At 67.5% G+C, this 20,208-nt stretch carries 20 protein-coding genes and 2 pseudogenes; 13 read left to right on the top strand and 9 right to left on the bottom strand.

Annotation, left to right across the window (positions count from 1 at the left end):
• Positions 1–217 precede the first annotated feature (217 nt).
• From ACT53N_RS14010 to ACT53N_RS14000, 3 genes are all read right to left on the bottom strand, one after another.
• Entirely contained in the window at positions 218–1,918 is a 1,701-nt protein-coding gene (locus tag ACT53N_RS14010; RefSeq protein WP_476064465.1) for an ATP-binding protein, read from the bottom strand.
• 341 nt (positions 1,919–2,259) lie between these two features.
• Positions 2,260–3,201, bottom strand: a complete 942-nt coding sequence (locus ACT53N_RS14005; protein WP_476064464.1) for an electron transfer flavoprotein subunit alpha/FixB family protein — start codon at positions 3,199–3,201, stop codon at positions 2,260–2,262.
• Positions 3,201–3,947 carry an electron transfer flavoprotein subunit beta/FixA family protein gene (locus ACT53N_RS14000; RefSeq protein WP_476064463.1) on the bottom strand — a complete coding sequence of 249 codons (747 nt, stop codon included), beginning with the start codon at positions 3,945–3,947 and terminating at the stop codon, positions 3,201–3,203. Before ACT53N_RS14000 ends, ACT53N_RS14005 begins: the two co-directional genes overlap by 1 nt.
• 207 nt (positions 3,948–4,154) lie before the next feature.
• Here ACT53N_RS14000 and ACT53N_RS13995 point away from each other — a divergent pair, with 207 nt between their 5' ends.
• A complete protein-coding gene (locus ACT53N_RS13995) occupies positions 4,155–4,460 on the top strand; it encodes a hypothetical protein (RefSeq protein WP_476064462.1) in 306 nt (101 codons plus the stop codon).
• A gap of 144 nt (positions 4,461–4,604) precedes the next feature.
• On the opposite strand, the gene ACT53N_RS13990 is transcribed toward ACT53N_RS13995, so the two are convergent.
• Together ACT53N_RS13990 and ACT53N_RS13985 are read right to left on the bottom strand one after the other, a co-directional pair.
• A complete protein-coding gene (locus ACT53N_RS13990) occupies positions 4,605–5,183 on the bottom strand; it encodes a cob(I)yrinic acid a,c-diamide adenosyltransferase (protein WP_476064461.1) in 579 nt (192 codons plus the stop codon).
• 37 nt (positions 5,184–5,220) lie between these two features.
• Entirely contained in the window at positions 5,221–5,424 is a 204-nt protein-coding gene (locus ACT53N_RS13985) for a twin transmembrane helix small protein (RefSeq protein ID WP_096053706.1), read from the bottom strand.
• A gap of 284 nt (positions 5,425–5,708) precedes the next feature.
• On the opposite strand from ACT53N_RS13985, the pseudogene ACT53N_RS13980 reads away from it, so the two are divergent.
• The 5 genes and pseudogenes from ACT53N_RS13980 to ACT53N_RS13960 all read left to right on the top strand — a co-directional run bounded on the left by ACT53N_RS13980 (position 5,709) and on the right by ACT53N_RS13960 (position 7,644).
• Positions 5,709–5,845, top strand: a pseudogene (locus ACT53N_RS13980) (hypothetical protein).
• Positions 5,781–6,005: a CC0731 family SpdR-regulated protein gene (locus tag ACT53N_RS13975; protein ID WP_010918617.1), complete on the top strand. Its 225-nt coding sequence runs from the start codon at positions 5,781–5,783 to the stop codon at positions 6,003–6,005. The pseudogene ACT53N_RS13980 and the gene ACT53N_RS13975 overlap by 65 nt, the downstream one beginning before the upstream one ends.
• Entirely contained in the window at positions 6,002–6,649 is a 648-nt protein-coding gene (locus ACT53N_RS13970) for a TetR/AcrR family transcriptional regulator (RefSeq protein WP_476064460.1), read from the top strand. The genes ACT53N_RS13975 and ACT53N_RS13970 overlap by 4 nt, the downstream gene beginning before the upstream one ends.
• A gap of 82 nt (positions 6,650–6,731) precedes the next feature.
• A complete protein-coding gene (locus ACT53N_RS13965) occupies positions 6,732–7,340 on the top strand; it encodes a TetR/AcrR family transcriptional regulator (protein ID WP_476064459.1) in 609 nt (202 codons plus the stop codon).
• 76 nt (positions 7,341–7,416) lie between these two features.
• Positions 7,417–7,644 (top strand): CsbD family protein, encoded by a 228-nt coding sequence (locus ACT53N_RS13960; RefSeq protein WP_476064458.1) that lies wholly within the window; start codon positions 7,417–7,419, stop codon positions 7,642–7,644.
• Between the two features lie 188 nt (positions 7,645–7,832).
• On the opposite strand, the pseudogene ACT53N_RS13955 reads toward ACT53N_RS13960, so the two are convergent.
• Positions 7,833–8,048 (bottom strand): annotated as a pseudogene (locus tag ACT53N_RS13955) (hypothetical protein); the annotation flags it as partial.
• Between the two features lie 219 nt (positions 8,049–8,267).
• Here ACT53N_RS13955 and ACT53N_RS13950 point away from each other — a divergent pair.
• The 5 genes from ACT53N_RS13950 to ACT53N_RS13930 all read left to right on the top strand — a co-directional run bounded on the left by ACT53N_RS13950 (position 8,268) and on the right by ACT53N_RS13930 (position 12,959).
• Entirely contained in the window at positions 8,268–9,746 is a 1,479-nt protein-coding gene (locus tag ACT53N_RS13950; protein WP_476064457.1) for a M20 family peptidase, read from the top strand.
• 96 nt (positions 9,747–9,842) lie between these two features.
• Positions 9,843–10,943 carry a Rieske 2Fe-2S domain-containing protein gene (locus tag ACT53N_RS13945; RefSeq protein WP_476064533.1) on the top strand — a complete coding sequence of 367 codons (1,101 nt, stop codon included), beginning with the start codon at positions 9,843–9,845 and terminating at the stop codon, positions 10,941–10,943.
• A gap of 171 nt (positions 10,944–11,114) precedes the next feature.
• On the top strand, positions 11,115–11,243 hold the full coding sequence (locus ACT53N_RS13940; RefSeq protein ID WP_476064456.1) for a hypothetical protein: 129 nt from the start codon (positions 11,115–11,117) through the stop codon (positions 11,241–11,243).
• A gap of 458 nt (positions 11,244–11,701) precedes the next feature.
• The gene (locus ACT53N_RS13935) at positions 11,702–12,226 is read left to right on the top strand and encodes a CPBP family glutamic-type intramembrane protease (RefSeq protein ID WP_476064455.1); all 525 of its coding nucleotides are present in this window, start codon (positions 11,702–11,704) and stop codon (positions 12,224–12,226) included.
• Between the two features lie 49 nt (positions 12,227–12,275).
• Positions 12,276–12,959 carry a hypothetical protein gene (locus ACT53N_RS13930; RefSeq protein ID WP_476064454.1) on the top strand — a complete coding sequence of 228 codons (684 nt, stop codon included), beginning with the start codon at positions 12,276–12,278 and terminating at the stop codon, positions 12,957–12,959.
• 133 nt (positions 12,960–13,092) lie between these two features.
• Here the strand turns inward: ACT53N_RS13930 and ACT53N_RS13925 are convergent, their stop codons facing one another.
• A complete protein-coding gene (locus tag ACT53N_RS13925; protein ID WP_476064453.1) occupies positions 13,093–13,662 on the bottom strand; it encodes an SH3 domain-containing protein in 570 nt (189 codons plus the stop codon).
• A 138-nt stretch (positions 13,663–13,800) separates the two neighbouring features.
• Positions 13,801–14,502, bottom strand: a complete 702-nt coding sequence (locus tag ACT53N_RS13920) for an ArsR/SmtB family transcription factor (RefSeq protein WP_476064452.1) — start codon at positions 14,500–14,502, stop codon at positions 13,801–13,803.
• Between the two features lie 72 nt (positions 14,503–14,574).
• Here ACT53N_RS13920 and ACT53N_RS13915 point away from each other — a divergent pair, with 72 nt between their 5' ends.
• Positions 14,575–15,948 (top strand): MFS transporter, encoded by a 1,374-nt coding sequence (locus ACT53N_RS13915; protein ID WP_476064451.1) that lies wholly within the window; start codon positions 14,575–14,577, stop codon positions 15,946–15,948.
• A gap of 213 nt (positions 15,949–16,161) precedes the next feature.
• Here the strand turns inward: ACT53N_RS13915 and secA are convergent, their stop codons facing one another.
• Entirely contained in the window at positions 16,162–18,933 is a 2,772-nt protein-coding gene (gene secA / locus ACT53N_RS13910) for a preprotein translocase subunit SecA (RefSeq protein ID WP_476064450.1), read from the bottom strand.
• Between the two features lie 298 nt (positions 18,934–19,231).
• On the opposite strand from secA, the gene ACT53N_RS13905 reads away from it, so the two are divergent.
• Positions 19,232–20,197, top strand: coding sequence for a peptidylprolyl isomerase (locus ACT53N_RS13905; protein ID WP_476064449.1), 966 nt, complete (start codon positions 19,232–19,234; stop codon positions 20,195–20,197).
• Positions 20,198–20,208 lie beyond the last annotated feature (11 nt).

The raw sequence follows: 20,208 nt of genomic DNA, 5'->3' as shown, positions 1-20,208 counted from the left end.
TGGGCCTTTTTCTATTGCGCGTCAGCTTTCCCACCCCCGCACCCAAAAACCCGACCTCCCCGGCGAATGCCGGGGCCCAGTTCATCCGGAGCTTTTGGGGTAGGCCCGCCCACGGCCCCAGTCATACCCGGCGACGCCAGCGTGTTCGATCTGGACCCCGGCGTTCGCCGGGGAGATCGGGAGTGGAAGGGGCTGAGGAAAACGGAAGGCCGCCCCTCTAGCCTCGCGCCACCCTCGCGACCGTCGCGACGAGGCTCGACATCTCGATCGGCTTGTCGAGGAAGGCGTCCATGCCGGCCTGGACGGCGGCCGTGCGTTCGTCGTCCATCATGCCGGCGGTCAGGCAGACGACGGGCAGCTTGCGCCAGCGCGGATCCGCGCGAAGGCGGCGAGTGGTCTCCAGCCCGCCCATCACCGGCATGTTGAAGTCCAGCAGCACGACGTCGACCGCGCGCTCGGCCAGCAGGTCGAGGGCGCTCTGGCCGTTGTCGGCCTCGAGGATCTCACAGCCCAGCGGGACGAGCATCATGGCGATGACCTTGCGGTTCACCGCATAGTCGTCGACGACGAGCAGCTTCAAGGGGCGCTCGCCGCCCAGAAGACCGCCGGTTTCAGACGCCGCGGCGGAGGGCAGGGCGCAGGCGAAGGTCAGGGTGAAGGTCGAGCCCTTGCCCTCGGTGCTGCGCACGGCGACCGAGCCGCCCATCATCTGGGCCAGGCGCCGCGTGATGTTGAGACCCAGACCCGTGCCGCCGGTGCGTTGGGCGATGGTCGGATCGGCCTGCTCGAACGGCTTGAAGAGTCGGGCCAGCACCGCCGGGCTCATGCCCACGCCGGTGTCCGACACGGTGATCTTGGCCAGCATCCGGTCAGGCTGATCGCCAGCCTCGCAGCTGACCCGCACGCGGATCTGGCCGGCGGGGGTGAACTTCACGGCGTTGGAAACGAGGTTGCCCAGACACTGGCGCACCCGCAGCGGATCGAGCATCAGGGCGCGGGGCACAGCCGGGTCGATCTCCAGCGTGATCTCCGTGCCCCTCTCGCGGGCCTGGGCCTGGTTGATCCGCACCACCCGCTCGGCGAGGCGCGAAAGGTCCTCCGGGGTCGGGGCCAGATCCAGTTTGCCGGCCTCGATCTTGGCCATGTCGAGCACGTCGTTGAGCAGGGCCAGCAGGGTGCGGCCCGACTCCTCCAGCAACTCGACCTGCTCGCGCTCGCCCGGCTCCAGGGGCTCCAGCTTGAGAGCCTGCGACAGGCCCAGCATGCCGTTCAGCGGCGTGCGCAGCTCGTGGCTCATCAGGGCCAGGAACTCGGACTTGGCCTGGCTGGCGGCCTCAGCCTGGCTCTTGGCCCGCTCCAGGGCGCGGCCCTGCTGGCCGTTGGTCTGGGCCGCCTTGGCCGTGTAGGTGATCAGGATCAGCGCCGCCGCGCACAGCACCAGGCGCTCGGTCGGCGGAAAGTCGTTCAGCACCCCGCAGAGCAGGAGCAGCACCGTCGCGCTGCCGCCGCCGACGATCAGCAGCAATGTCTTGGACCGCGCCGTGAAGGCCTGGGCGTGCACCAGGAAGGCGCAGACCACGCAAAGCGCCGCCATCTGCAGGGCTGGATGCTCCTGGCGCCACAGCATGATCGCCAGCGACCACCAGACGATGTTCATCCAGAAGACGGCGGCCACATAGAAGAGGCGCTGGGCGTGGCTGACCCTGACGTCCGTGCGCTGGGGGCTGCTGCAGATGAACACCGCCGCCTCGGCGCTGGCCACGGCCAGGCCCCACAGCAGGCCGCCGCACAGGTCGACCGCTAGGGCAAAGATCAGCGCGGTCGCCGCGCAGATGGCAAGGCGCACACCCAGGGTGGGCAGGCTGCGCGCGGTGACCGAGGTGACGTCCTGGTCCAGCCATTCGGCGAATCTGGGCACGGGCGCGGCGGGTCCTCGGCAAAGCTTGACCTTCGGCAAGCTCCTAACCGCCCGCCCGCAGGTTGCAAAGGGTGGTGGGGTCTTAAAAGGTGTAAATGGGCGGGGTAGCCATCTCCCGTAGAGGGGGCAAATTACCCTAAACCCCGACCTCCCCGGCGAATGCCGGGGCCCAGATACATCCTGCGAGGTTGGGGTGTTCGCGCCCACGGTCTTAGCCAATCCAGCGACGCTTGTGGGTTCGATCTGGGCCCTGGCATTCGCCGGGGAGGTCGGATTGGGCGCAGCAAAAAAGGCCCGGAGTCGCCTCCGGGCCTTTGGCATTCAGTCCGTGGCTCGACGGCTTACTTGCCGGCCGCCGCCAGGGCGTCCATCAGTTCCGGCACGGCCGACTTGTAGTCGGCGACCAGACCGAAGTCGGCGACCTGGAAGATCGGCGCGTCGGCGTCCTTGTTGATCGCGACGATCACCTTGGAGTCCTTCATGCCGGCCAGGTGCTGGATCGCGCCCGAGATGCCGATGGCGACATAGAGCTGCGGCGCCACGACCTTGCCCGTCTGACCGACCTGGTAGTCGTTCGGGGCGTAGCCGGCGTCGACGGCCGCGCGCGAGGCGCCGACGGCGGCGCCCAGCTTGTCGGCCAGCGGCTCGATGACGCGCTGGAACTCTTCGGCCGAACCCATGGCGCGACCGCCCGAGACGACGATCTTGGCCGCGGCCAGTTCCGGACGATCGGACTTGACCATCTCTTCGCTGACGAAGCGGGTCTTGCCGGCGTCGGCGCCGCCGACGCTTTCCACCGAGGCCGAACCGCCTTCAGCGGCGGCGGCGAAGGCGGTCGGACGCACGGTGATCACCTTCTTGGAGTCGCTCGACTGAACGGTCTCCAGGGCGTTGCCGGCATAGATCGGACGCGTGAAGGTGTCGGCCGACACGACCTCGATGATGTCCGAGATCGGGGCGACGTCCAGCTTGGCGGCGACGCGCGGGGCGAAGTTCTTGCCGCCCGAGGTGGCCGGAACCAGGATCGCGTCGTAATTGCCGGCCAGGGCCAGAACGGCGTCGGCCTGAGCCTCGGCCACGCCGTGGCCCAGGGCGTCGGACTCGGCCAGCAGCACCTTGCGGACGCCGGCGATCTTGGCGGCGGCGTCGGCCACGGCCTTGGCGCCCTTGCCCAGCACCAGCACGTCAACATCGCCCGAGATCTTCAGGGCGGCGGTGACGGTCTTGTGGGTGGCGTCGCGCAGCAGCGCGTTGTCGTTATCAGCGACGACGAGAACAGCCATTACAGCACCCCCGCGGTATTGAGCTTCGAAACCAGGTCAGCGGCCGTTTCGACCTTGATGCCGGCCGAGCGCTTGGCGGGCTCGGTGACCTTGATGACCTTCAGGCGCGGCGCGACATCGACGCCGTAGTCGGCGACCGTCTTGGAGACGATCTCCTTCTTCTTGGCCTTCATGATGTTGGGCAGAGACGCGTAGCGCGGCTCGTTCAGGCGCAGGTCGGCGGTGACCACGGCCGGCAGATCGACGTCGATCGTCTGCAGGCCGCCGTCGACTTCGCGGGTGACCTTGGCGCTGGCGGCCGACACTTCGATCGCCGAGGCGTAGGTGGCTTGCGGCCAGCCCAGCAGGGCCGACAGCATCTGACCCACGGCGTTGTTGTCGCCGTCGATCGCCTGCTTGCCCATCAGGACGAGGTTCGGGTTCTCTTCAGCCACCACGGCGGCCAGCAGCTTGGCCACGGCCAGCGGCTCGGGATCGGCGTCGGTGGTGATCAGCACCCCGCGGTCGCCGCCCATGGCCAGCGCCGTGCGGATGGTCTCCTGGGCCTGCGCCGGGCCGATGCTGACGATGACGACCTCGGTCGCCACGCCCTTTTCCTTGAGACGCACGGCTTCCTCGACCGCGATCTCGCAGAAAGGGTTCATCGACATCTTGACGTTCGCCAGGTCGACACCCGTCTGGTCCGCCTTCACGCGGGCCTTCACGTTATAATCGATCACCCGTTTAACCGGGACTAGGACCTTCATCGGTTTCCACCGCCTCCAGGCTTGCGTTTCTCCTGCTCGGGCACCGACTTAGCGCTTGTGCGCCGCAATGCAAGTTTCCCTTGGCGTAAGCGTAAGGCGGAAAACGCGGTCAGGTTCAAACGGTTGTACGATTTCCGCGATCCCCTGTCGCCGTCGGGGTCCCCCACGACAATTCCCTAAGGGGCCGAAAAGCGATAAGGGGCGGCCATGAACAAGACCATCAACCGTCTGAAGTACATCTTCATCGGCATCTTCCTGTTGGCCAGCGCCAGCGTGCTGGCCTACCACGCCATGTGGGTGTGGCCGAAGGATCGCTGCGAAAAGAGCGGCGGCGCCTGGGCCGGCAAGTGGATGAAGTGCGCCACGGTCTATCCGATCGAGACCTGGACCCGCCGTCCGCGCGGCACCCCGCCGCTCAACGGCCAGAGCGCCGATGGCCCGACCGCCGACGCGCCGACCAAGGCGGCTCCGGCTGCGGCTGCGCCTGCTCCGGCGGCTCCTGAGAAGAAATAGAGCCCACCCAATCTCCGTCATCCCGCGCTTCATGCGCGGGACCCATCCGCCCGCCGCAAGTGAAGTGCGGACCTAAGCTCTCACGTGGAAGTTGCGCCATGGGTCCCGTGCATAAAGCACGGGATGACGGTTGAGCTTGAGGCCCTACCGCGTCGCGCCCGGTTTCCACAGCACGTCGGCCCGGCCCTTGTCGTTGGCCCAGCGGGCGGCGACGAACAGGAGGTCCGACAGGCGGTTCAGATACTTGATCGCCGGCGTCCCGACGATCTCGCCGTCCATCTCAGACAGGGCCACGACACCGCGCTCGGCGCGACGGCAGACCGTGCGCGCCACGTGCAGGGCGGCGGCGGCCGGCGAGCCGGCGGGCAATACGAACGAGGTCAGGGCCGACATCTCGCCGTTCAACTGGTCGATCTCGCGCTCCAGCCGCTCGACCTGGCTTTCCAGGACGCGCAGCGGCTCCCACTCGGGCTTGCCGTGCTGCTCAGGGGTGGCGAGGTCGGCGCCGAGGTCGAAGAGGTCATTCTGGATCCGCTCCAGGATGGCGTCCAGCACGGGATCGCCGGCCGTGTGCTGGCGGGCCTGGCCGATGGCGGCGTTGGTCTCGTCGACTCCGCCATAGGCGTCGACGCGCGGCGAGGCCTTGCTGACGGGCTCGCCGGTGGCCAGGCGGGTCGAGCCGCCGTCGCCGGTGCGCGTATAGATGCGGTTGAGCGTGACCATCGGTCGCGGACTCCCGTTCGACGAATAAGGCTAAGGATCAGGCGCCCTTCCGCCACCAGAAGGCGGCGGCGACGAGCACGATGACGGCGATGAACTGCAAAAGCACGCGCAGCCGCATCAGCTTGTTCGACCAGGATCGGCCAAAGTCGCCCCCACGGAACAGGGCGTAGAGGCCGGCCCCCAGGGCGATCAGAACCGCCAGAAGCGCGGCCGGGACGAGAAAGTCGAATAGCTGTGACATGCCCCCAAGAATAGGGCGTGGCCGGCGCGCGCGCCATAGACACCCTAGCCGTAAGGGCTCAGTCCCGTGGCGGTGTGCGATGGTTTCTCACGGACCATTGTCCGTTGAGCAAATTCGTCGAACCTGTTCGGTGAGGGCTTTTGTCGCAGTGACAGCGTGACAGCGGTGGCATAGCTACACCACACGTCGTCGTTCGACGATTTCTGTTCCATTTCGCGGTTGCACTGGCTCCCCCTTGGCGCTAGAGCCCCCGCTCCTTATTTTTCAGTGCGCGTTCGTTGAACATGATCAACCTCCCCCACCGCGATCTGTTCAGCGCTTTTTTCTCACCCAAACGGGGGACAGGAGACCACCGCATGAGCGCTCGCCTAGCGACCGCCGCCGCGCTCTCCGCGTCCGATCGCGAAGAAGCCATGGCTGAAGTCCGTCAACTGATCACCGACTTGCGCGACGCCGCGCAGGACGGCCGCCAGTTGGCCCGCCGTTACGCCGACGTCCTTCAGAACGTCGTCGATGAGTACTGTGTTGAGTTCGAAAAGCGCGCCGAAGCCGCGCTCGCCCGCCTGGAGGCCGCCGCATGAGCTTTGTGTCCGTCAATATCGAACAGGGCGCTGAGACCCCGGTGAAGCTGACCCGTCGCGCGCTGGCCAAGCAGCGCACGCGCGAACGCGTGCTTGCCGCCGCCCGCCGCCTGTTCAGCGAGCGCGGCTACGAGGGCGCCACCATCCGTGACATCGCCCAGGCCGCCGGCATGTCGACCGGCGCGGTGTTCGCCAGCTTCGCCGACAAGTCGGAGCTCTTCGAGGAAATCCTCACCGCCGACTACGAAGTCATCTACGCCCAGATGACCCAGGCCGCCCGCACCGCCAAGACGGTGGACGAGGCGCTGCTGGGCCTGTTCGGCGTGGCCTACAGCTTCCACCTCGAGCAACTGCCGCTGCTGCGCGCCAGCATCGCGGAGTCGTGGACCCGTTCGGAAGCCGCCGAGCGCCGCGCCCGCAACGACCTGAAGCACATCTTCAAGCTCATCGGCGTCGCGCTGCAGCGTGCGGTCGATGAAGGTCAGCTCAAGAAAGATATCGACGCCAAGCTCTTGGCCGAAATCACTTGGGACGTGTATGTCGCCAACTACCGCCGCGCCGTCTATGACGGCTGGTCGGTCGAGGCGCTGCTGGCGCGGCTTTCGGATCAACTGAAGGTCATCTTCGCGGGCGCGCGCGCTTAAAAACCATGAGGGCGCTTCCTTCGGGGGAGGGAAGCGCCTTCGATTTCAAGATTGACGCTGGCGTGTTCGGGAGGGGGCGGGCTTGGGCGTAAGAGACGAGCAGAAGGCGGCGACGCGCGAGAAGGTTCTCGAGGCCGCCCGGGACCTGTTCAATGATGTCGGCTACGAGGAGACGACCATCCGCGCCATCGCGGAGCGGGCGGGGGTCTCGGTCGGCAGCGTGTTCACCACCTTCGCCTCCAAGGCGGAGGTGCTTAGCCATGTCATGACCCATCGCCTGGACGAACTCTACGCCGAGTTCGACCGGGTGATCCCGATCCTGCGCGGCAGCACCGTGGATCGGCTGTGCTCGATCTTCGCGATCCACTACGCGTTCGAGACCCGGCGGGTGAAGCTGTTCCTCGCCCACATCGCCGCCTCCTATAATCCCAGCAACGAAGCCGGCGTCACGCCCTATGGCCGCAATCCGCGGCTGAGCCAGATGCTGATCGACGTGCTGGCGCAGGGCGTGAGCAAGGGCGAGGTGCGGGCGGATCTGGACCTCAACCTGGTGGTCGAAACCCTGAAGGCCGCCTACGCCTGGAACTACCGCATGGCCGCCGCCGCCGGCGGAGACCTGGCCGCGACCGAGATGTCGGCCGCCATGGACCGCCAGATCGCCATGATCGCCGAGGGCTGGAAGCCACGGTAACGGCGCGGTTTCACCGCTCCCTCGGATCGCTTACGGCCACGTTTGCGTTCAAGCCGGACAATCCATGGAGAGTCCGATGAAACGCACGCTGTCCCTGACCCTCGCCGCCCTGTTCGTGACCGCCGGCCTCGCCGCCTGTGACAAGGAGGCCGGCCGCAAGCAGGAGACGATCGGCAAGGTCGAATCCGGCGTCGGCGAAATCGTCGGCGACAAGGACCTGAAGGCGGAAGGCCAGAAGGACAAGGTGGCCGGCAACCTCAAGCAAGGTGAGATCAAGGACGCCATCAAGGACGCCAAGAAGTAGGCGTTTGCTCTGCGGAGCTTGGCGGGGGCACATAAAATCCCTCTCTCCATGAGAGAGGGATTCTAGCCCAGGCGCCCGCCCTACAATCGCCCACGTCCGCCGCCCTTCAGGCGGTCCAGTCGCCGCTCAGGCTCCAGATCCGGCCCCGCCGCCGCAACGGCGGCGAGCGCGGCGTCCAGGGCCGATCCACCCGTCACACGCGGCGCGGGCCGCCTCTGCCCACCCATCGCCGCGATCTTGCGGACGTTGGCGGCCAGCTCGCCGCACGCCTTGACCCGGTCGCGGGCCTTGCGCAGCACGGCGGGGTCGTCGCTGGCCTCGATCAGGGCCCAGGCGGCGTCGATCGCCGCCATCAGCTTGGCCTGTATCCGGGCGCACCAGGTTTCGGAGGTCGTCTGGGTCATGACTCCAGCATGAGGCCGCGCCGGACGGCGGGGATAAGAAACCTGCGTTTTCCTGTAAGGCTCTGAATTCCTTGGGCTCGACTTGAAAAAGTACGGGGATTGAGCCCGTCCGCGCCGCGGCCCTGTGGATAACTTTCGCCGCGTCGCCGCCGCAGGGGCAGGATTGCCAGCCGCGCGCGGCGGTCGCACAGTCTCCGCCAAAGGTTTGGGGAGAGCGTCATGGGTATCGGGGGTAAGGTCGCGCTGACGGCCGTGGGGCTGGTGCTGGCGGTCACGGCGGTGGTGGCGGTGCGGACCGCGACGTTCGAGGCGCCGGCCCAGGCCGATCCCGCCGCCGCCAGGCTGGCCCCCGCCCGCCCGGTCGACGTGGCCAAGGCCGCCGACCACCTGGCGCAGGCCATCCGCTTCGAGACCATCAGCCATCAGGATCGCGCCGACGACCAGCCGGCCGAGTGGGACAAGCTGCACGCCTGGCTGCAGGCCACCTATCCGCTGGCCCACAAGGCCATGACCCGCGAGGTCGTGGCCAGCCACGGCCTCGTCTACACCTGGACCGGCTCGAACCCGACCCTGCCGCCGATCGTGCTGATGGCCCACCAGGACGTGGTGCCGGTCACGCCGGGCAGCGAGAGCCAGTGGACCCACCCGCCCTTCGCCGGCGTCGTCGCGGACGGCAAGGTCTGGGGCCGCGGGGCGATCGACGACAAGGGCTCGCTGGTCACCATCTTCGAGGCGCTGGAAAGCGTGGCCGCCAGCGGCTTCAAGCCGGTGCGCACGGTGATCATCGTCAGCGGCCATGACGAGGAGGTGCGCGGCGAGGGCGCCCAGGCCGCCGCCGCGCTCCTGAAGGCGCGCAACGTCAAGGCCCAGTTCGTGCTGGACGAGGGCATGGCGGTGGTCGCCGACCACCCCGTCACCAGCAAGCCCGCCGCCATCATCGGCGTGGCCGAAAAGGGCTATGCGACCCTGAAGGTCACCGCCCCTGCGGTCGGCGGCCACTCCTCGGCCCCGCCCAAGGACGGCGGCGGCGTCGTCACCCTGGCCAAGGCCGTGCAGGCCATCCACGACAACCCCTTCCCGATGAAGTTCGAAGGGCCCGGCGCGGACATGCTGAAGGCGATCTCGCCCCACGCCTCTCCGGTGGTGAAGATCTTCGCGGCCAACACCTGGCTGTTCTCGTCGCTCTTGGTGAAGGTCACGGCCAAGAGCCCGGCGGGCGCGGCCATGCTGCACACCACCATCGCGCCGACCATGCTGAAGGGCTCACCGAAGGAGAACGTCCTGCCGCAGGACGCCACAGCCTGGATCAACTACCGCATCGCGCCGGGCGACAGCTCCGACAAGGTGATGGCCAAGGCCAAGGCGGCGGTCGGCGACCTGCCCGTCGAACTGGCTTTCCAGGGCCACCGCAACGAGCCCTCGGCGGTGTCGTCCACCGGCTCGGACGCCTGGAAGACCCTGGCGGGCCTGGCCGCCGACGAGAGCAAGGCTCCGGTCGTGCCGGGCCTGGTGACCGCCGGCACCGACAGCCGCTACATGGGCGGGGTCTCGAGCGACGTCTACCGCTTCCAGCCGCTGGTGCTGACCGTCGATGGCACCAAGGTGATCCATGGCACTGACGAGCACATTAGTCTCGACAATGTCGAGCGCATGGTCCGCTTCTATCAGCGCCTGGTGGAGACGGCGGGGTCGCGGTAGGCGGCGTGACGGAGGGGGCGCTGCTAAGCTAAGAACGCTGTTATCCCCGTCTCGCACCGTCGTGAAACCGCAATCAACTTGATGCACAGCCAGACTATGCCCGACGACGCTTCCAAGCCGATCAAAGCCGCCGCCGACAAGTTTGGTGAGGGTTTCGTTTGGGACGCCTGGTACGTGGCGGCCCTGTCGCCCGACCTGAAGCCGGGCACGAAGTCCAAGCGCGAATATCTGGGCGAGCCGGTGCTGCTGGGCCGCACGCGCGGTGGCGAGGTCTATGCGATCCGCGACATCTGTCCTCACCGCGCCGCCGCCCTGTCGGCCGGGCGGCTGGTCCGCGAGGCCGACGGGACCGACAGCGTCGAGTGCCCCTATCACGGCTGGCGCTTCGGGCCCGACGGCGCCTGTACGGCGATCCCGTCCCTGACCGCCGATAGCGACTTCGACATCTCCAAGGTGCGGGTGCGCCGCTATCCCACGGTCGAGGCCCAGGGCTTGGTGTGGATCTGGATGTCCTCGGACCCGCGCTTTGACGGAGCGCCGCCCGAGCCGCCGCCGGTGATCCCGGGCGTGGTGGGCGGCAAGCCCAAGCTGGTCGACCACCTGGACTACGACATCCATATCGACCACGCGGTGCTGGGCCTGATCGACCCGGCCCACGGGCCTTACGTGCACCAGCAATGGTGGTGGCGGACCAAAACCAGCCAGCACGAGAAGAAGAAGTGTTTCGCCCCCAGCGAGGCCGGCTTCACCATGGTGCGGCACGAGCCGTCCAAGAACTCCAAGGCCTACGCCATCCTGGGCGGCGAGCCGCTGACCGAGATCACCTTCCGCCTGCCGGGCCTGCGCTGGGAGCATGTGACGGTCGGCGACAAGCAGGTGCTGGCCCTGTCGGCCATGACCCCGATCAACGCCCACAAGACCCGGATGAACCAGATCATGTGGTCGGATCACTGGGCTTTCACGGCCCTCTATCCGGTCATCCGCATCGCCGCCCGGGCCTTCCTGCGCCAGGACGGCAAGATCGTCGAGAACCAGACCCCGGGCCTCAAGTGCAACCCGCCCCTGATGTGGGTGGGCGACGCCGACCAGCAGGCCCGTTGGTACCACCAGTGCAAACGCGAATGGAACGCCAGCCGCCGCGAGGGACGGCCGTTTGTGAATCCGGTGCGGGACCAGACGCTGCGGTGGCGGACGTGAGGGTGTTTTTCCCTCTCCCCTTGCGGGAGAGGGTGGGGCCCGCCGCGTAGCGGTGTGAGGGTGAGGGGTTCGGGCGATGGCCTGATTTCCGAGTTCGACCCTCGGCGGATACTTTTACAACCGACCTCCCCGGCGAATGCCGGGGCCCAGATTCATCTGGAGCGGCTGGGGATGATGCGATCTCGCGCCGCGCTGACCGGATGGATGCTCCTGGGTTCGATCTGGATCCCGGCGTTCACCGGGAAGGTCGGGTTTCTGGAGGAAGGCGCGAGACTGCGCACGACCCTGAGCGGACATTGACCTCTTTTGATTTTGTCTCGCTCTATGACGATGCCACTTCCACCAGCAGGAGCGCTCAGGTGATTATCCGCTTTGTGCTGCCGACGTTAGGGGTGGCCGCTTTGATGGCCTTCACGCTCTTCTTGCGGAACCCCGGTGCCGATTGGATGCACATTGCCCCCAGAAACTGGCTTTTGGGAGGGGGTGTCGTCCTAGCGGTAGGAGCTTTCGTAAGCCTGTTGGCCCATCTGTGTGAGTGGCTCTCTAATCGCGACGGCGTGATTGGGAAAGAGATAGGACGAAAGTCGGCAAGCTTCTGGGATCACTTCAACATACCCTGAGGACTTTGAGCGTCCGTTTCCCACCCCGAACAGACGATCACGATGTCCGCTTGTGGGCCGGCCGCTGACCCATTGCCAGCGTCGGTCTATCCCATCATTTCAGGGCTGGCATGACGGCTACTGGGGGGCAATGAAGCGATGATGGCGCACAGTCTGAACACCTACCGCCGCCGCCTCGTCACCAGCCTCCGCACCCTGCCGACCGCGCGGGAGTGGCTGTTCTGCCTGATGGTCTCCGCCATCACCCTGGCGACCGTGGCCGTCATCGGCTTCGCGAGCGGCCTTTATCACCTCACGCCCACCCAGCCGGGCCTGGCGCTGCGGATGCTGACCGTGATCCTGATCCCCGCCCTGGGCGAAGAGATCCCCTTCCGCGCTGTCCTGACGCCCGGCCCGGGCGAGGGGCGGCGGCCGTGGGTGGAGATCGGGGTCGCCACCGGTCTCTACGTGCTGTGGCATGGGGTCGAGGCCCTGACCTTCCTGCCGAACGCCGCGCCGGTGTTCCTGAGGCCTGACTTCCTGCTGTGTTGCGCGGTGCTGGGCCTGGGCTGCGCGGTGACCAAGCGGGTGACCGGCTCGGTCTGGCCGGCGGTGCTGCTGCACTGGGCGCTGGTGGTGGTCTGGCAGACCTGGCTGGGCGGGGTCAGCGCCTTGACGGGTTGAAGTCGTCGGACGCCTCATTCAGAGTGGACTAAACCCTGGGGTGAGAAGAATGCAGCGTGCGCTTGGCCTGGGCTTGTGCCTCCTGCTCATCTCGTCTTCGGCGACGTCGGCTCGTCCGATAGACCCCGTCGCCCGCTTCAGGTCGCTAGCTGTACGCCACAGCTGTCCGGGGTTTGGCAAGATTGATCTCGCCAAGCTTCCGGCCGCAGCGTGGACGCCGCCGCCCACCGCGCTGCCGGCGCATCGCGATCTGCGCACCAAGCTGCAAGCTCCGCCGCTCCCCGAGGTCAGGACGCGGGTCATGTTGAGCTGGAGCGGCGGACACCACAGTTTGTCAGCTGGCAGTCTCGTCCTCGCACGGCAGGCGGATGGCGCATGGCGCGCCGACGGCGTCAATACGGTGCAACTCCTCGTCCCGACGCCTCTAGGCGCCCCGGAAAGACCGATCGAAATCCAGCGCGCGGCTTGGGTGCTGCAAGCGGCCGAAGGCGCCAAGCTGGACGCCCTGATCGCCGGTCCGTGTCTTGAAGCTGAGCCGCGCGACATCCAGTGGTTTGGCGGGCTGGATCTGATCGGCGGCGGGCGCAGTATCTGCAGCGGCGGCGCCGTGACGACGCTGGACGTCTTGCGGGGTGATCACGGTTTGGTCAGCCGCCAGCACTGTGGACGCTGGGGGACGGCCGGGGAGATCATCGGCCTTGTCCTGGACTCGCAGGGCGCCGCCGGCTGGTAACCCCCACGAAAAAGCCCGCCCGGTCATGGGGGGACCGGACGGGCTCTCTTCTCGGAACGCGGCCAGAGGGACGGAGCGGTCGCGCCCCGAAAGCTCGGCGAGGGGATTTAGCCCTCGATCGCTCTAGCCCCGCTTAGGCGCGGTAGACGTAGGCGCTGGAGACATAGCCGACGCCGACGCCGTCCTGGCCAACCAGGATCCACTTGCCGTCAGCGGTGCGGCCCAGGGCCTGGAAGGTCGTGCCCGACTCCACCGCGCCCAGGCGTTCGCCCCGGGTGGAGGCGGCGGCCCGCAGGTTGACGGTCGAGCGGGTGACCATCTTCTTCTCGATCTTCACCAGCGGCGCGGCCTGGACGGTCTGGGCGTAGCGGTAGCCGCCCGACTTGTAGACCCCGCCGACGGCTTGGGCCGCGTCGGTCTTTTGCATCTTGCAGCCGACCAGCGAACCGGCGCCCGCGCCGACCACGGCGCCGATGGCCGTACCCGTGCCGCGATCGTTCTTGGCCAGGTTCGAACCGGCGACCGCGCCCAGCAGGCCGCCGATCACGGCGCCGACTTCCTGCTTCGAGCCCGAGGCCTTGCAGCCGACGACGCCGCCCAGCTTCTGGTCCATGGCGTAGGCGCCCGGGGCGGCGGCCAGCGACAGCGCGGTGGCGGCGGCGCCCAGGGTCAGGGTGATGGTCTTGGTCTTCTTGCCAAACATGAGAGAACTCCTTCGTCCCTTTTGAAAGTCTCCGGGGTCAGCAACCCCGTGAGACAGACCATGACAGGGTGAAGCTGAACGGCGTCGGCGACCGCTCTGGCAGATTTCGTTCATGTTCGATTTTTTTGAGGGGCGGCGTCAGGCGGCCGCCTGGCCGGCCTCGTCCAGGGACACGCCCAGCCGGTCCCGCAAGGCGCGCGCGCCGTCCGGTGTCAGGCGAACGGCCCGTCCCTGGGGCTCCAGGGCGAGCCAGCCTTGCGCGGTCATCGCCGCCAGCAGCTTCACGCCCAACGGGCCTGCCAGGTGATGCCGGCGCTCGGTCCAGTCCAGGCAAGGGCGGGCCGCGCCGCCGCCGCGCAAGCTCTGGGTCGCAACGCCGAGCGCCTGGAACCAGGCGTGGCCGGCGGGGGTCACCTCATAGCGCTTGTCCCCGGTCGGACGGATCAGGTCGCGGTCGAGCAGGGCGTCGCAGACTTTCACACCGAGGCGGCCGGCCAGATGGCCATAGCAGCAACGGGCGTCGCGCAGGGCGCGGGCCTTGGGCGTGCGCGGAATGTCCAGCGACCGGACCGGGGCGGCGATGACCGACAGGGCCTCGATCGCATGCGCCACCTCGGCCGAGGCCAGCCGGTAGTAGCGGTGGCGGCCCTGGCGCTCGACCGCCAGCAGCCCGCCGTCGACCAGCTTGGCCAGGTGGTTGCTGGCCGCCTGGGCGGTGACGCCGGCCGCCCAGGCCAGGGCGCTGGCGGGCTGGGCCCTGCCGTCCTGCAGCACCTGCAGCATGGCCGCGCGGGTCGGGTCGCCGATCAGGGCGGCGGGGGAGGCGATGTTGGCGTCCATGTCGCCACCTTAGACCCAATCGCCACGCGATGGTTCATCGGCGCGTGTAACAACACAGCCGCTTGAGGGCGCATGAGACGGCCCATGATCGCTTCTTCGCCCGCGCCCCGCCTTGGCTGGGTCACCGCCGCCGCCAGTTTCGGGTTCTTCGTCACCCAGCTGGACGTGACCATCGTCAATGTGGCCCTCGACGCCATCGGCGAAGCCTTCGCCGCCCCGACCGCGCAGCTACAGTGGCTGGTCGACGCCTATGTCCTGGCGCTGGCGGCGATGCTGCTGTCAGCCGGCGCGATCGGCGATCGGGTCGGCCCCAAGCGGACCTTCGTCTGGGGACTGGTGCTGTTCGGCGCGGCCTCGGCGGTCTGCGGCCTGGCCCCTGGGCCTTTGAGCCTGATCGTGGCGCGGGCGGCGCAAGGCGCGACGGGGGCCTTGCTGATCCCGCCGTCGCTGGCCCTGATCGCCCACGCCGCCCATGGCGACGACCGCCGACGGGCGGCGGCGGTGGGATGCTGGACGGCCGCCGGCGGGGTGTCGATCGCCGCCGGACCCGTGCTGGGCGGCCTGCTGGTCGAGACCCTGGGCTGGCGCTGGGTGTTCTTCGTAAACCTGCCGATCTGCCTCCTCGGGGCGGTCCTGACCCAGCTCGTCGCGCCGCCGACGCCGCCCAAACCGTCCGCGCCGCCGGACCTGAGCGGTCAGTTCCTGGCAGTCGCCGCCGTCACCCTGGTGGTCGGGGCCCTGATCGAGGGCGGCCATCGGGGATGGGGCGCGGCCCCGGCGGGCGCGCTGGTCGCGGGGCTGGCGTTGCTGGGGCTGTTCCTGCGCCGGCAGCGCCGCGCGCCCTATCCGGTCATACCGCTGCGCGCCTTCGCCCGGCGACCGGCGTGGCTGGCGGTGGTGGTCGGCTCGACCCTGAACTTCACCTATTACGGGATGATCTTCGTGCTGGGCCTTTACATGCTGCGCGGCCTGCACTGGCCGCCGGGCAAGGCCGGACTGGCCTTCCTGCCGCTGACGGCCACCTTCATCGTCTCCAACCTGGCCAGCGGCGGCCTCGTTTCGCGCCTCGGCGCCAAGGCGGTCACGGCGGGCGGCGTGCTGATCGCCGCCTGCGGCTACGCCCTGACCGCGCGGCTGGGCGGCGACAGCGACATGGCCGCGATGCTGCCCGGCTTCGCCTTGATCCCGGGCGGCATGGGCCTGGCCATCCCGGCCCTGACGAGCGGCCTGCTAGCCAGCGTCGATCGTCATGAGGCCGGGGCCGCTTCGGGCGCTCTCAACGCCTGTCGTCAGGTTGGCGGCGCGGCCGGCGTGGCGATCTTCGGCGCGCTGGCCAGCGCCGATGTGATGATGGGGCTACGGATTTCGGCAATTGCTGCCGCAGCGCTGCTGGTCTGCGCGGCCCTTGTCGTCGCGCTCCCGCCTCGTGCGTCACCCCGGCTCTAGAGCCTGTCTGGTTTAGATGGAATCATCTAAACCAGATAAACAGGCTCTAATTCATAGACTTAGAGCGCGTTCGAGCGGTTTAACCGCTCACACTTAAACCTAACGCGCTCTAGCGCCGCGCGCTTCGGGGATGACAGGAAGTCCTGCCCTGAAAAGCAGAACGCCCGCCCTGGTCTCCCGGGGCGGGCGCTCAAATCCGAAGCTCGCTTCAGCCTACTTCACCAGCGAGCCGTGGCACTGCTTGAACTTCTTGCCCGAGCCGCAGGGGCAGGGAGCGTTGCGGTTGGTGCGCTCCCACTCTTCAGGCAGGGCGGCGACCGGCAGGGCTTCGCGCTGCTGGGACGACAGGCCGTCCGGGATGGCGCCAGCGACGGCGGCGTTCTCGCCGGTCAGCGGATCCAGGTGGACTTCCTGCAGGCCTTCCAGCGACTGGTAGGGCACTTCCGGCTCGGCATAGGCGATCTCGACCGTCATCAGCCAGCGAGTGGTGTTGGTGCGCAGGTCGCCCAGCAGCTTCTCGAACAGCGAGAAGGCCTCGGTCTTGTACTCGTTCAGCGGATCGCGCTGGCCATAGCCGCGCAGGCCGATGACGTTGCGCAGGTGATCCAGGTGCATCAGGTGTTCGCGCCACTGCAGATCGATCATCTGCAGCAGGAAGTTCTTCTCGACCGAGCGCATCTGCTCGGGCGTGATGATCTCCTCGCGCTGGGCGGCATAGGCGTCGGCCGCCTTGGTGATGCGCTCCTTCATCTCCTCGTCGGCGATGCCTTCTTCGGCGGCCCACTCGGCGATCGGCAGGTCCAGACCCAGGATCGACTTCACGCGCTCGGTCAGGCCCTCGACGTCCCACTGCTCGGCATAGGCCTTGGGCGGCAGGTGGCGGGCGACCAGGTCGTCGATCGTGTCGTGGCGCATCTCGGTGATGATTTCCGAGAGGTCGCTGGACTCCATGAACTCCTGGCGCTGCTCGAACACGGCCTTGCGCTGGTCGTTGACGACGTCGTCGTACTTCAGGAGGTTCTTACGGATCTCATAGTTGCGCTGCTCGACGCGCTTTTGCGCCGTGGCGATGGCGTTGTTCAGCCACTTGTGGGTGATGGCCTCGCCTTCCTGGACACCGAAGGTGCGCATGATCGCGTCCAGGCGCTCGCCGGCGAAGATGCGAAGCAGGTCGTCCTCGCACGACAGGAAGAACTTCGAACGGCCCGGGTCGCCCTGACGGCCGGTGCGGCCGCGCAGCTGGTTGTCGATGCGGCGGCTTTCGTGGCGCTCGGTGCCCAGCACGAACAGGCCGCCGGCGGCCAGGGCCTGGGCCTTCTTGTCGGCGATCTCGGCCTCGAGGCGGGCGCGTTCCTCGGCCTCGTCGTCAGCGGTGATCTCCAGACCCATGCCGCGCTGCTGCTGACGCCAGTTGAACAGGCGCATGTCGATGCTGCCGCCCAGCTGGATGTCGGTGCCGCGACCGGCCATGTTGGTGGCGATGGTCACGGCGCCGGGCACGCCCGCGTCAGCGACGATCACGGCTTCCTGCTCGTGGAAGCGGGCGTTCAGCACCTGGTGCGGGATGCCCTTGGTCTTCTTGCCGTCCTTCTCGTAGCTGAAGGTCGACAGCAGCTTGGACAGCTCTTCGGACTTCTCGATCGAGACGGTGCCGACCAGGATCGGCTGGCCGCGCACGTGGCAGTCGGCGATCTGCTTGAGGATGGCCTCGTTCTTCTCGCGCTCGGTGCGATAGACTTCATCGTCGTCGTCGATGCGCTGGATGGTGCGGTTGGTCGGAATTTCCGAGACGCTCATCTTGTAGATGTCGTCGAATTCCTGAGCCTCGGTCGACGCGGTGCCGGTCATGCCCGACAGCTTCTTGTAGAGGCGGAAGTAGTTCTGGATGGTCACCGAGGCCAGGGTCTGGTTCTCGGGCTGGATGTCAGCGCCTTCCTTGGCCTCGATAGCCTGGTGCAGGCCTTCCGAGAGGCGGCGGCCGGTCATCATGCGACCGGTGAACTCGTCGATCAGGACAACCTCGCCGCCCTTGACGATGTAGTCCTTGTCGCGCGTGTACAGGATGTTGGCGCGCAGGGCCTGGTTGACGTGGTGCACGACCGAGACGTTGGCCGCGTCGTAGAGGCCCGCCGAGTCTTCGGCCAGATGGCCGCCGGCCATCAGGATCTCTTCGATCTTCTCCTGGCCTTCTTCGGTCAGGATGACCTGCTTCTGCTTCTCGTCGTGATCGTACATCGACTTGTCGAGGATCAGCTCCTTCACCAGGACGTCGATGGTCTTGTAGAAGCTGCTGCGGTCCTCGGTCGGGCCCGAGATGATCAGCGGGGTGCGGGCCTCGTCGATCAGGATCGAGTCGACCTCGTCGACGATCGCGAAGTTGTGGCCGCGCTGGACCATTTCCTCGACGCTGTAGACGAGGTTGTCGCGCAGGTAGTCGAAGCCGAACTCGTTGTTTGTGCCGTAGGTGATGTCGCTGCGATAGGCGCGCTGACGCTCGCCCTGGCTCAGGCCGTTGACGATCACGCCGTACGACAGGCCCAGGAAGTTATAGACCTGACCCATCCAGTCGGCGTCGCGGCGGGCCAGGTAGTCGTTGACGGTGATGACGTGGACGCCCTTGCCTTCCAGGGCGTTCAGATAGGTTGGCAGGGTCGCGACCAGGGTCTTGCCTTCGCCGGTCCGCATTTCCGAGATGCCCGAGAAGTGCAGCACCATGCCGCCCACCATCTGGACGTCGAAGTGGCGCATGCCCAGCACGCGCTTGGACGCCTCGCGCACCGTGGCGAAGGCTTCATTGAGGATGTCGTCGAGGGTCTCGCCCTTCTCCAGGCGCGCCTTGAACTCGGCGGTCTTGCCCTTCAGCGCCTCGTCGGAGAGCGCCGAATACTCGGCTTCATAGGCGTTGATCTTGGCCACGCGCGCGGTCAGCGTCTTGACCTTGCGCTCGTTTGAAGAGCCGAAGAGCTTTTTGGCGAAACCAAGCATTCAGGGGGAATCCGGAGGGCGGTTTGGACGAGGAGGCCGGCGCTAAGGCTGGAAGGCCTCGACTACGGAGATGAAATTTGAGCCGCAACAACGCGTAAACACGCCGTTCCGGTGCGGCCGGAGACTTAAGCACCGCCCCCCGTGGTGTCAACGCGAAGACCCTAGAACAGAGAGGGTTTAAGGGGGCGAAACCCCTGTCTCAGGGGCGGTTTTCGCAGGGCAGAACGCTTTCAGCGGCGAAGCCGTTTCCCCTTGGGTAAAAACCGCGCTAGAGCCCATCTCAGCAAAGCCGGAGATCTTGGCCTTGAAGACCTCTTTCCGCCTGATGGGCGCGCTGGGCGCTGTGGCCTGCGCGTTGTTGATCGCCTCCTGCGGCCAGAACAAGGTCGCCGACAAGCCGCCCGAGCCGGGCGACACCGCCGTGGCGCGCGTCAACGGCCAGGTGATCTGGGCCAGTGACGTCAAACGCGAGGCCGTCGCGCAAGGCTTGATCAGCGAGGGCGAGCCGCTGGACATCTCCAGCGAGGTGTTCCGCCAGCGCCTGGATGAGGTCATCGACCAGAAGCTGCTGGCCGCCGAGGCCACAAAGCGCAAGCTGGACAAGGACCCGCTGGCCCAGCGGCGCCTCGCCGCCGCCCGCGAGCGCATCCTGGGCGACATGCTGGTCGAGGGCGTGGTCGAGAAGGCCGTCACCGAGGACGCCATCCGCAAGCTCTACGCCGAGCAGCAGAAGCTCTCCAAGCGCTCGGAAGAGATCCGCGCCCGCCAGATCCTGGTCGGCAGCCAGGCCGAGGCCGAGAGCATCAAGAAGCTCCTGTCCACCGGGGCCTCGTTCGACGCCCTGGCCATGGAGCGCTCGACCGACCAGGCCACCCGCTTCAACGGCGGCGACCTTGGCTACTTCACCCTGGACGTGATGCCCGAGGCCTATGGCGTGGCCCTGAAGGACGCCCAGAAGGGCGCGCTGATCGGTCCGTTCGCGGCCGAGGGCGGCTGGGTCCTCGTCCGTGTCGAGGACAAGCGTGTCGAGGAGCCGATCACCCTGGAGGCCGCGCGCCCGCAAATCATCCGCTTCCTGACCTATGATCAGGTCCGCGACATCCTCGAGAAGCTGCGCGGCTCGGCCAAGGTTGAGATGATGATCGGCAAGTCGCAGGAGCTGCCCGCCGGCAGCGCCCAGGAACCCGCCTCGGCCCCGCCGGAGCTGCAGGGCGCCGCGCCGGCCTCGGCTCCGCCGGCTCCCGCCCAACCCGCGAAGAAGTAACCCGTAGAGCG

It is taken from the genome of Caulobacter sp. DMC95 (assembly GCF_056313785.1).
This window is presented reverse-complemented; position numbering and strand designations above follow the sequence as displayed.

Coding starts and splice junctions, on each gene's coding strand:
- ACT53N_RS13920 (WP_476064452.1), bottom strand. CDS start 14,502: ATGGACGCCAACATCGCCTCCCCCGCCGCCCTGATCGGCGACCCGACC.
- ACT53N_RS13985 (WP_096053706.1), bottom strand. CDS start 5,424: ATGTCACAGCTATTCGACTTTCTCGTCCCGGCCGCGCTTCTGGCGGTT.
- ACT53N_RS14005 (WP_476064464.1), bottom strand. CDS start 3,201: ATGGCTGTTCTCGTCGTCGCTGATAACGACAACGCGCTGCTGCGCGAC.
- ACT53N_RS13990 (WP_476064461.1), bottom strand. CDS start 5,183: ATGGTCACGCTCAACCGCATCTATACGCGCACCGGCGACGGCGGCTCG.
- ACT53N_RS13950 (WP_476064457.1), top strand. CDS start 8,268: ATGGGTATCGGGGGTAAGGTCGCGCTGACGGCCGTGGGGCTGGTGCTG.
- ACT53N_RS13995 (WP_476064462.1), top strand. CDS start 4,155: ATGAACAAGACCATCAACCGTCTGAAGTACATCTTCATCGGCATCTTC.
- ACT53N_RS13945 (WP_476064533.1), top strand. CDS start 9,843: ATGCCCGACGACGCTTCCAAGCCGATCAAAGCCGCCGCCGACAAGTTT.
- ACT53N_RS13930 (WP_476064454.1), top strand. CDS start 12,276: ATGCAGCGTGCGCTTGGCCTGGGCTTGTGCCTCCTGCTCATCTCGTCT.
- ACT53N_RS14000 (WP_476064463.1), bottom strand. CDS start 3,947: ATGAAGGTCCTAGTCCCGGTTAAACGGGTGATCGATTATAACGTGAAG.
- ACT53N_RS13975 (WP_010918617.1), top strand. CDS start 5,781: ATGAGCGCTCGCCTAGCGACCGCCGCCGCGCTCTCCGCGTCCGATCGC.
- ACT53N_RS13960 (WP_476064458.1), top strand. CDS start 7,417: ATGAAACGCACGCTGTCCCTGACCCTCGCCGCCCTGTTCGTGACCGCC.
- ACT53N_RS13970 (WP_476064460.1), top strand. CDS start 6,002: ATGAGCTTTGTGTCCGTCAATATCGAACAGGGCGCTGAGACCCCGGTG.
- ACT53N_RS13915 (WP_476064451.1), top strand. CDS start 14,575: ATGAGACGGCCCATGATCGCTTCTTCGCCCGCGCCCCGCCTTGGCTGG.
- ACT53N_RS13935 (WP_476064455.1), top strand. CDS start 11,702: ATGATGGCGCACAGTCTGAACACCTACCGCCGCCGCCTCGTCACCAGC.
- secA (WP_476064450.1), bottom strand. CDS start 18,933: ATGCTTGGTTTCGCCAAAAAGCTCTTCGGCTCTTCAAACGAGCGCAAG.
- ACT53N_RS13925 (WP_476064453.1), bottom strand. CDS start 13,662: ATGTTTGGCAAGAAGACCAAGACCATCACCCTGACCCTGGGCGCCGCC.
- ACT53N_RS13940 (WP_476064456.1), top strand. CDS start 11,115: ATGATGCGATCTCGCGCCGCGCTGACCGGATGGATGCTCCTGGGTTCG.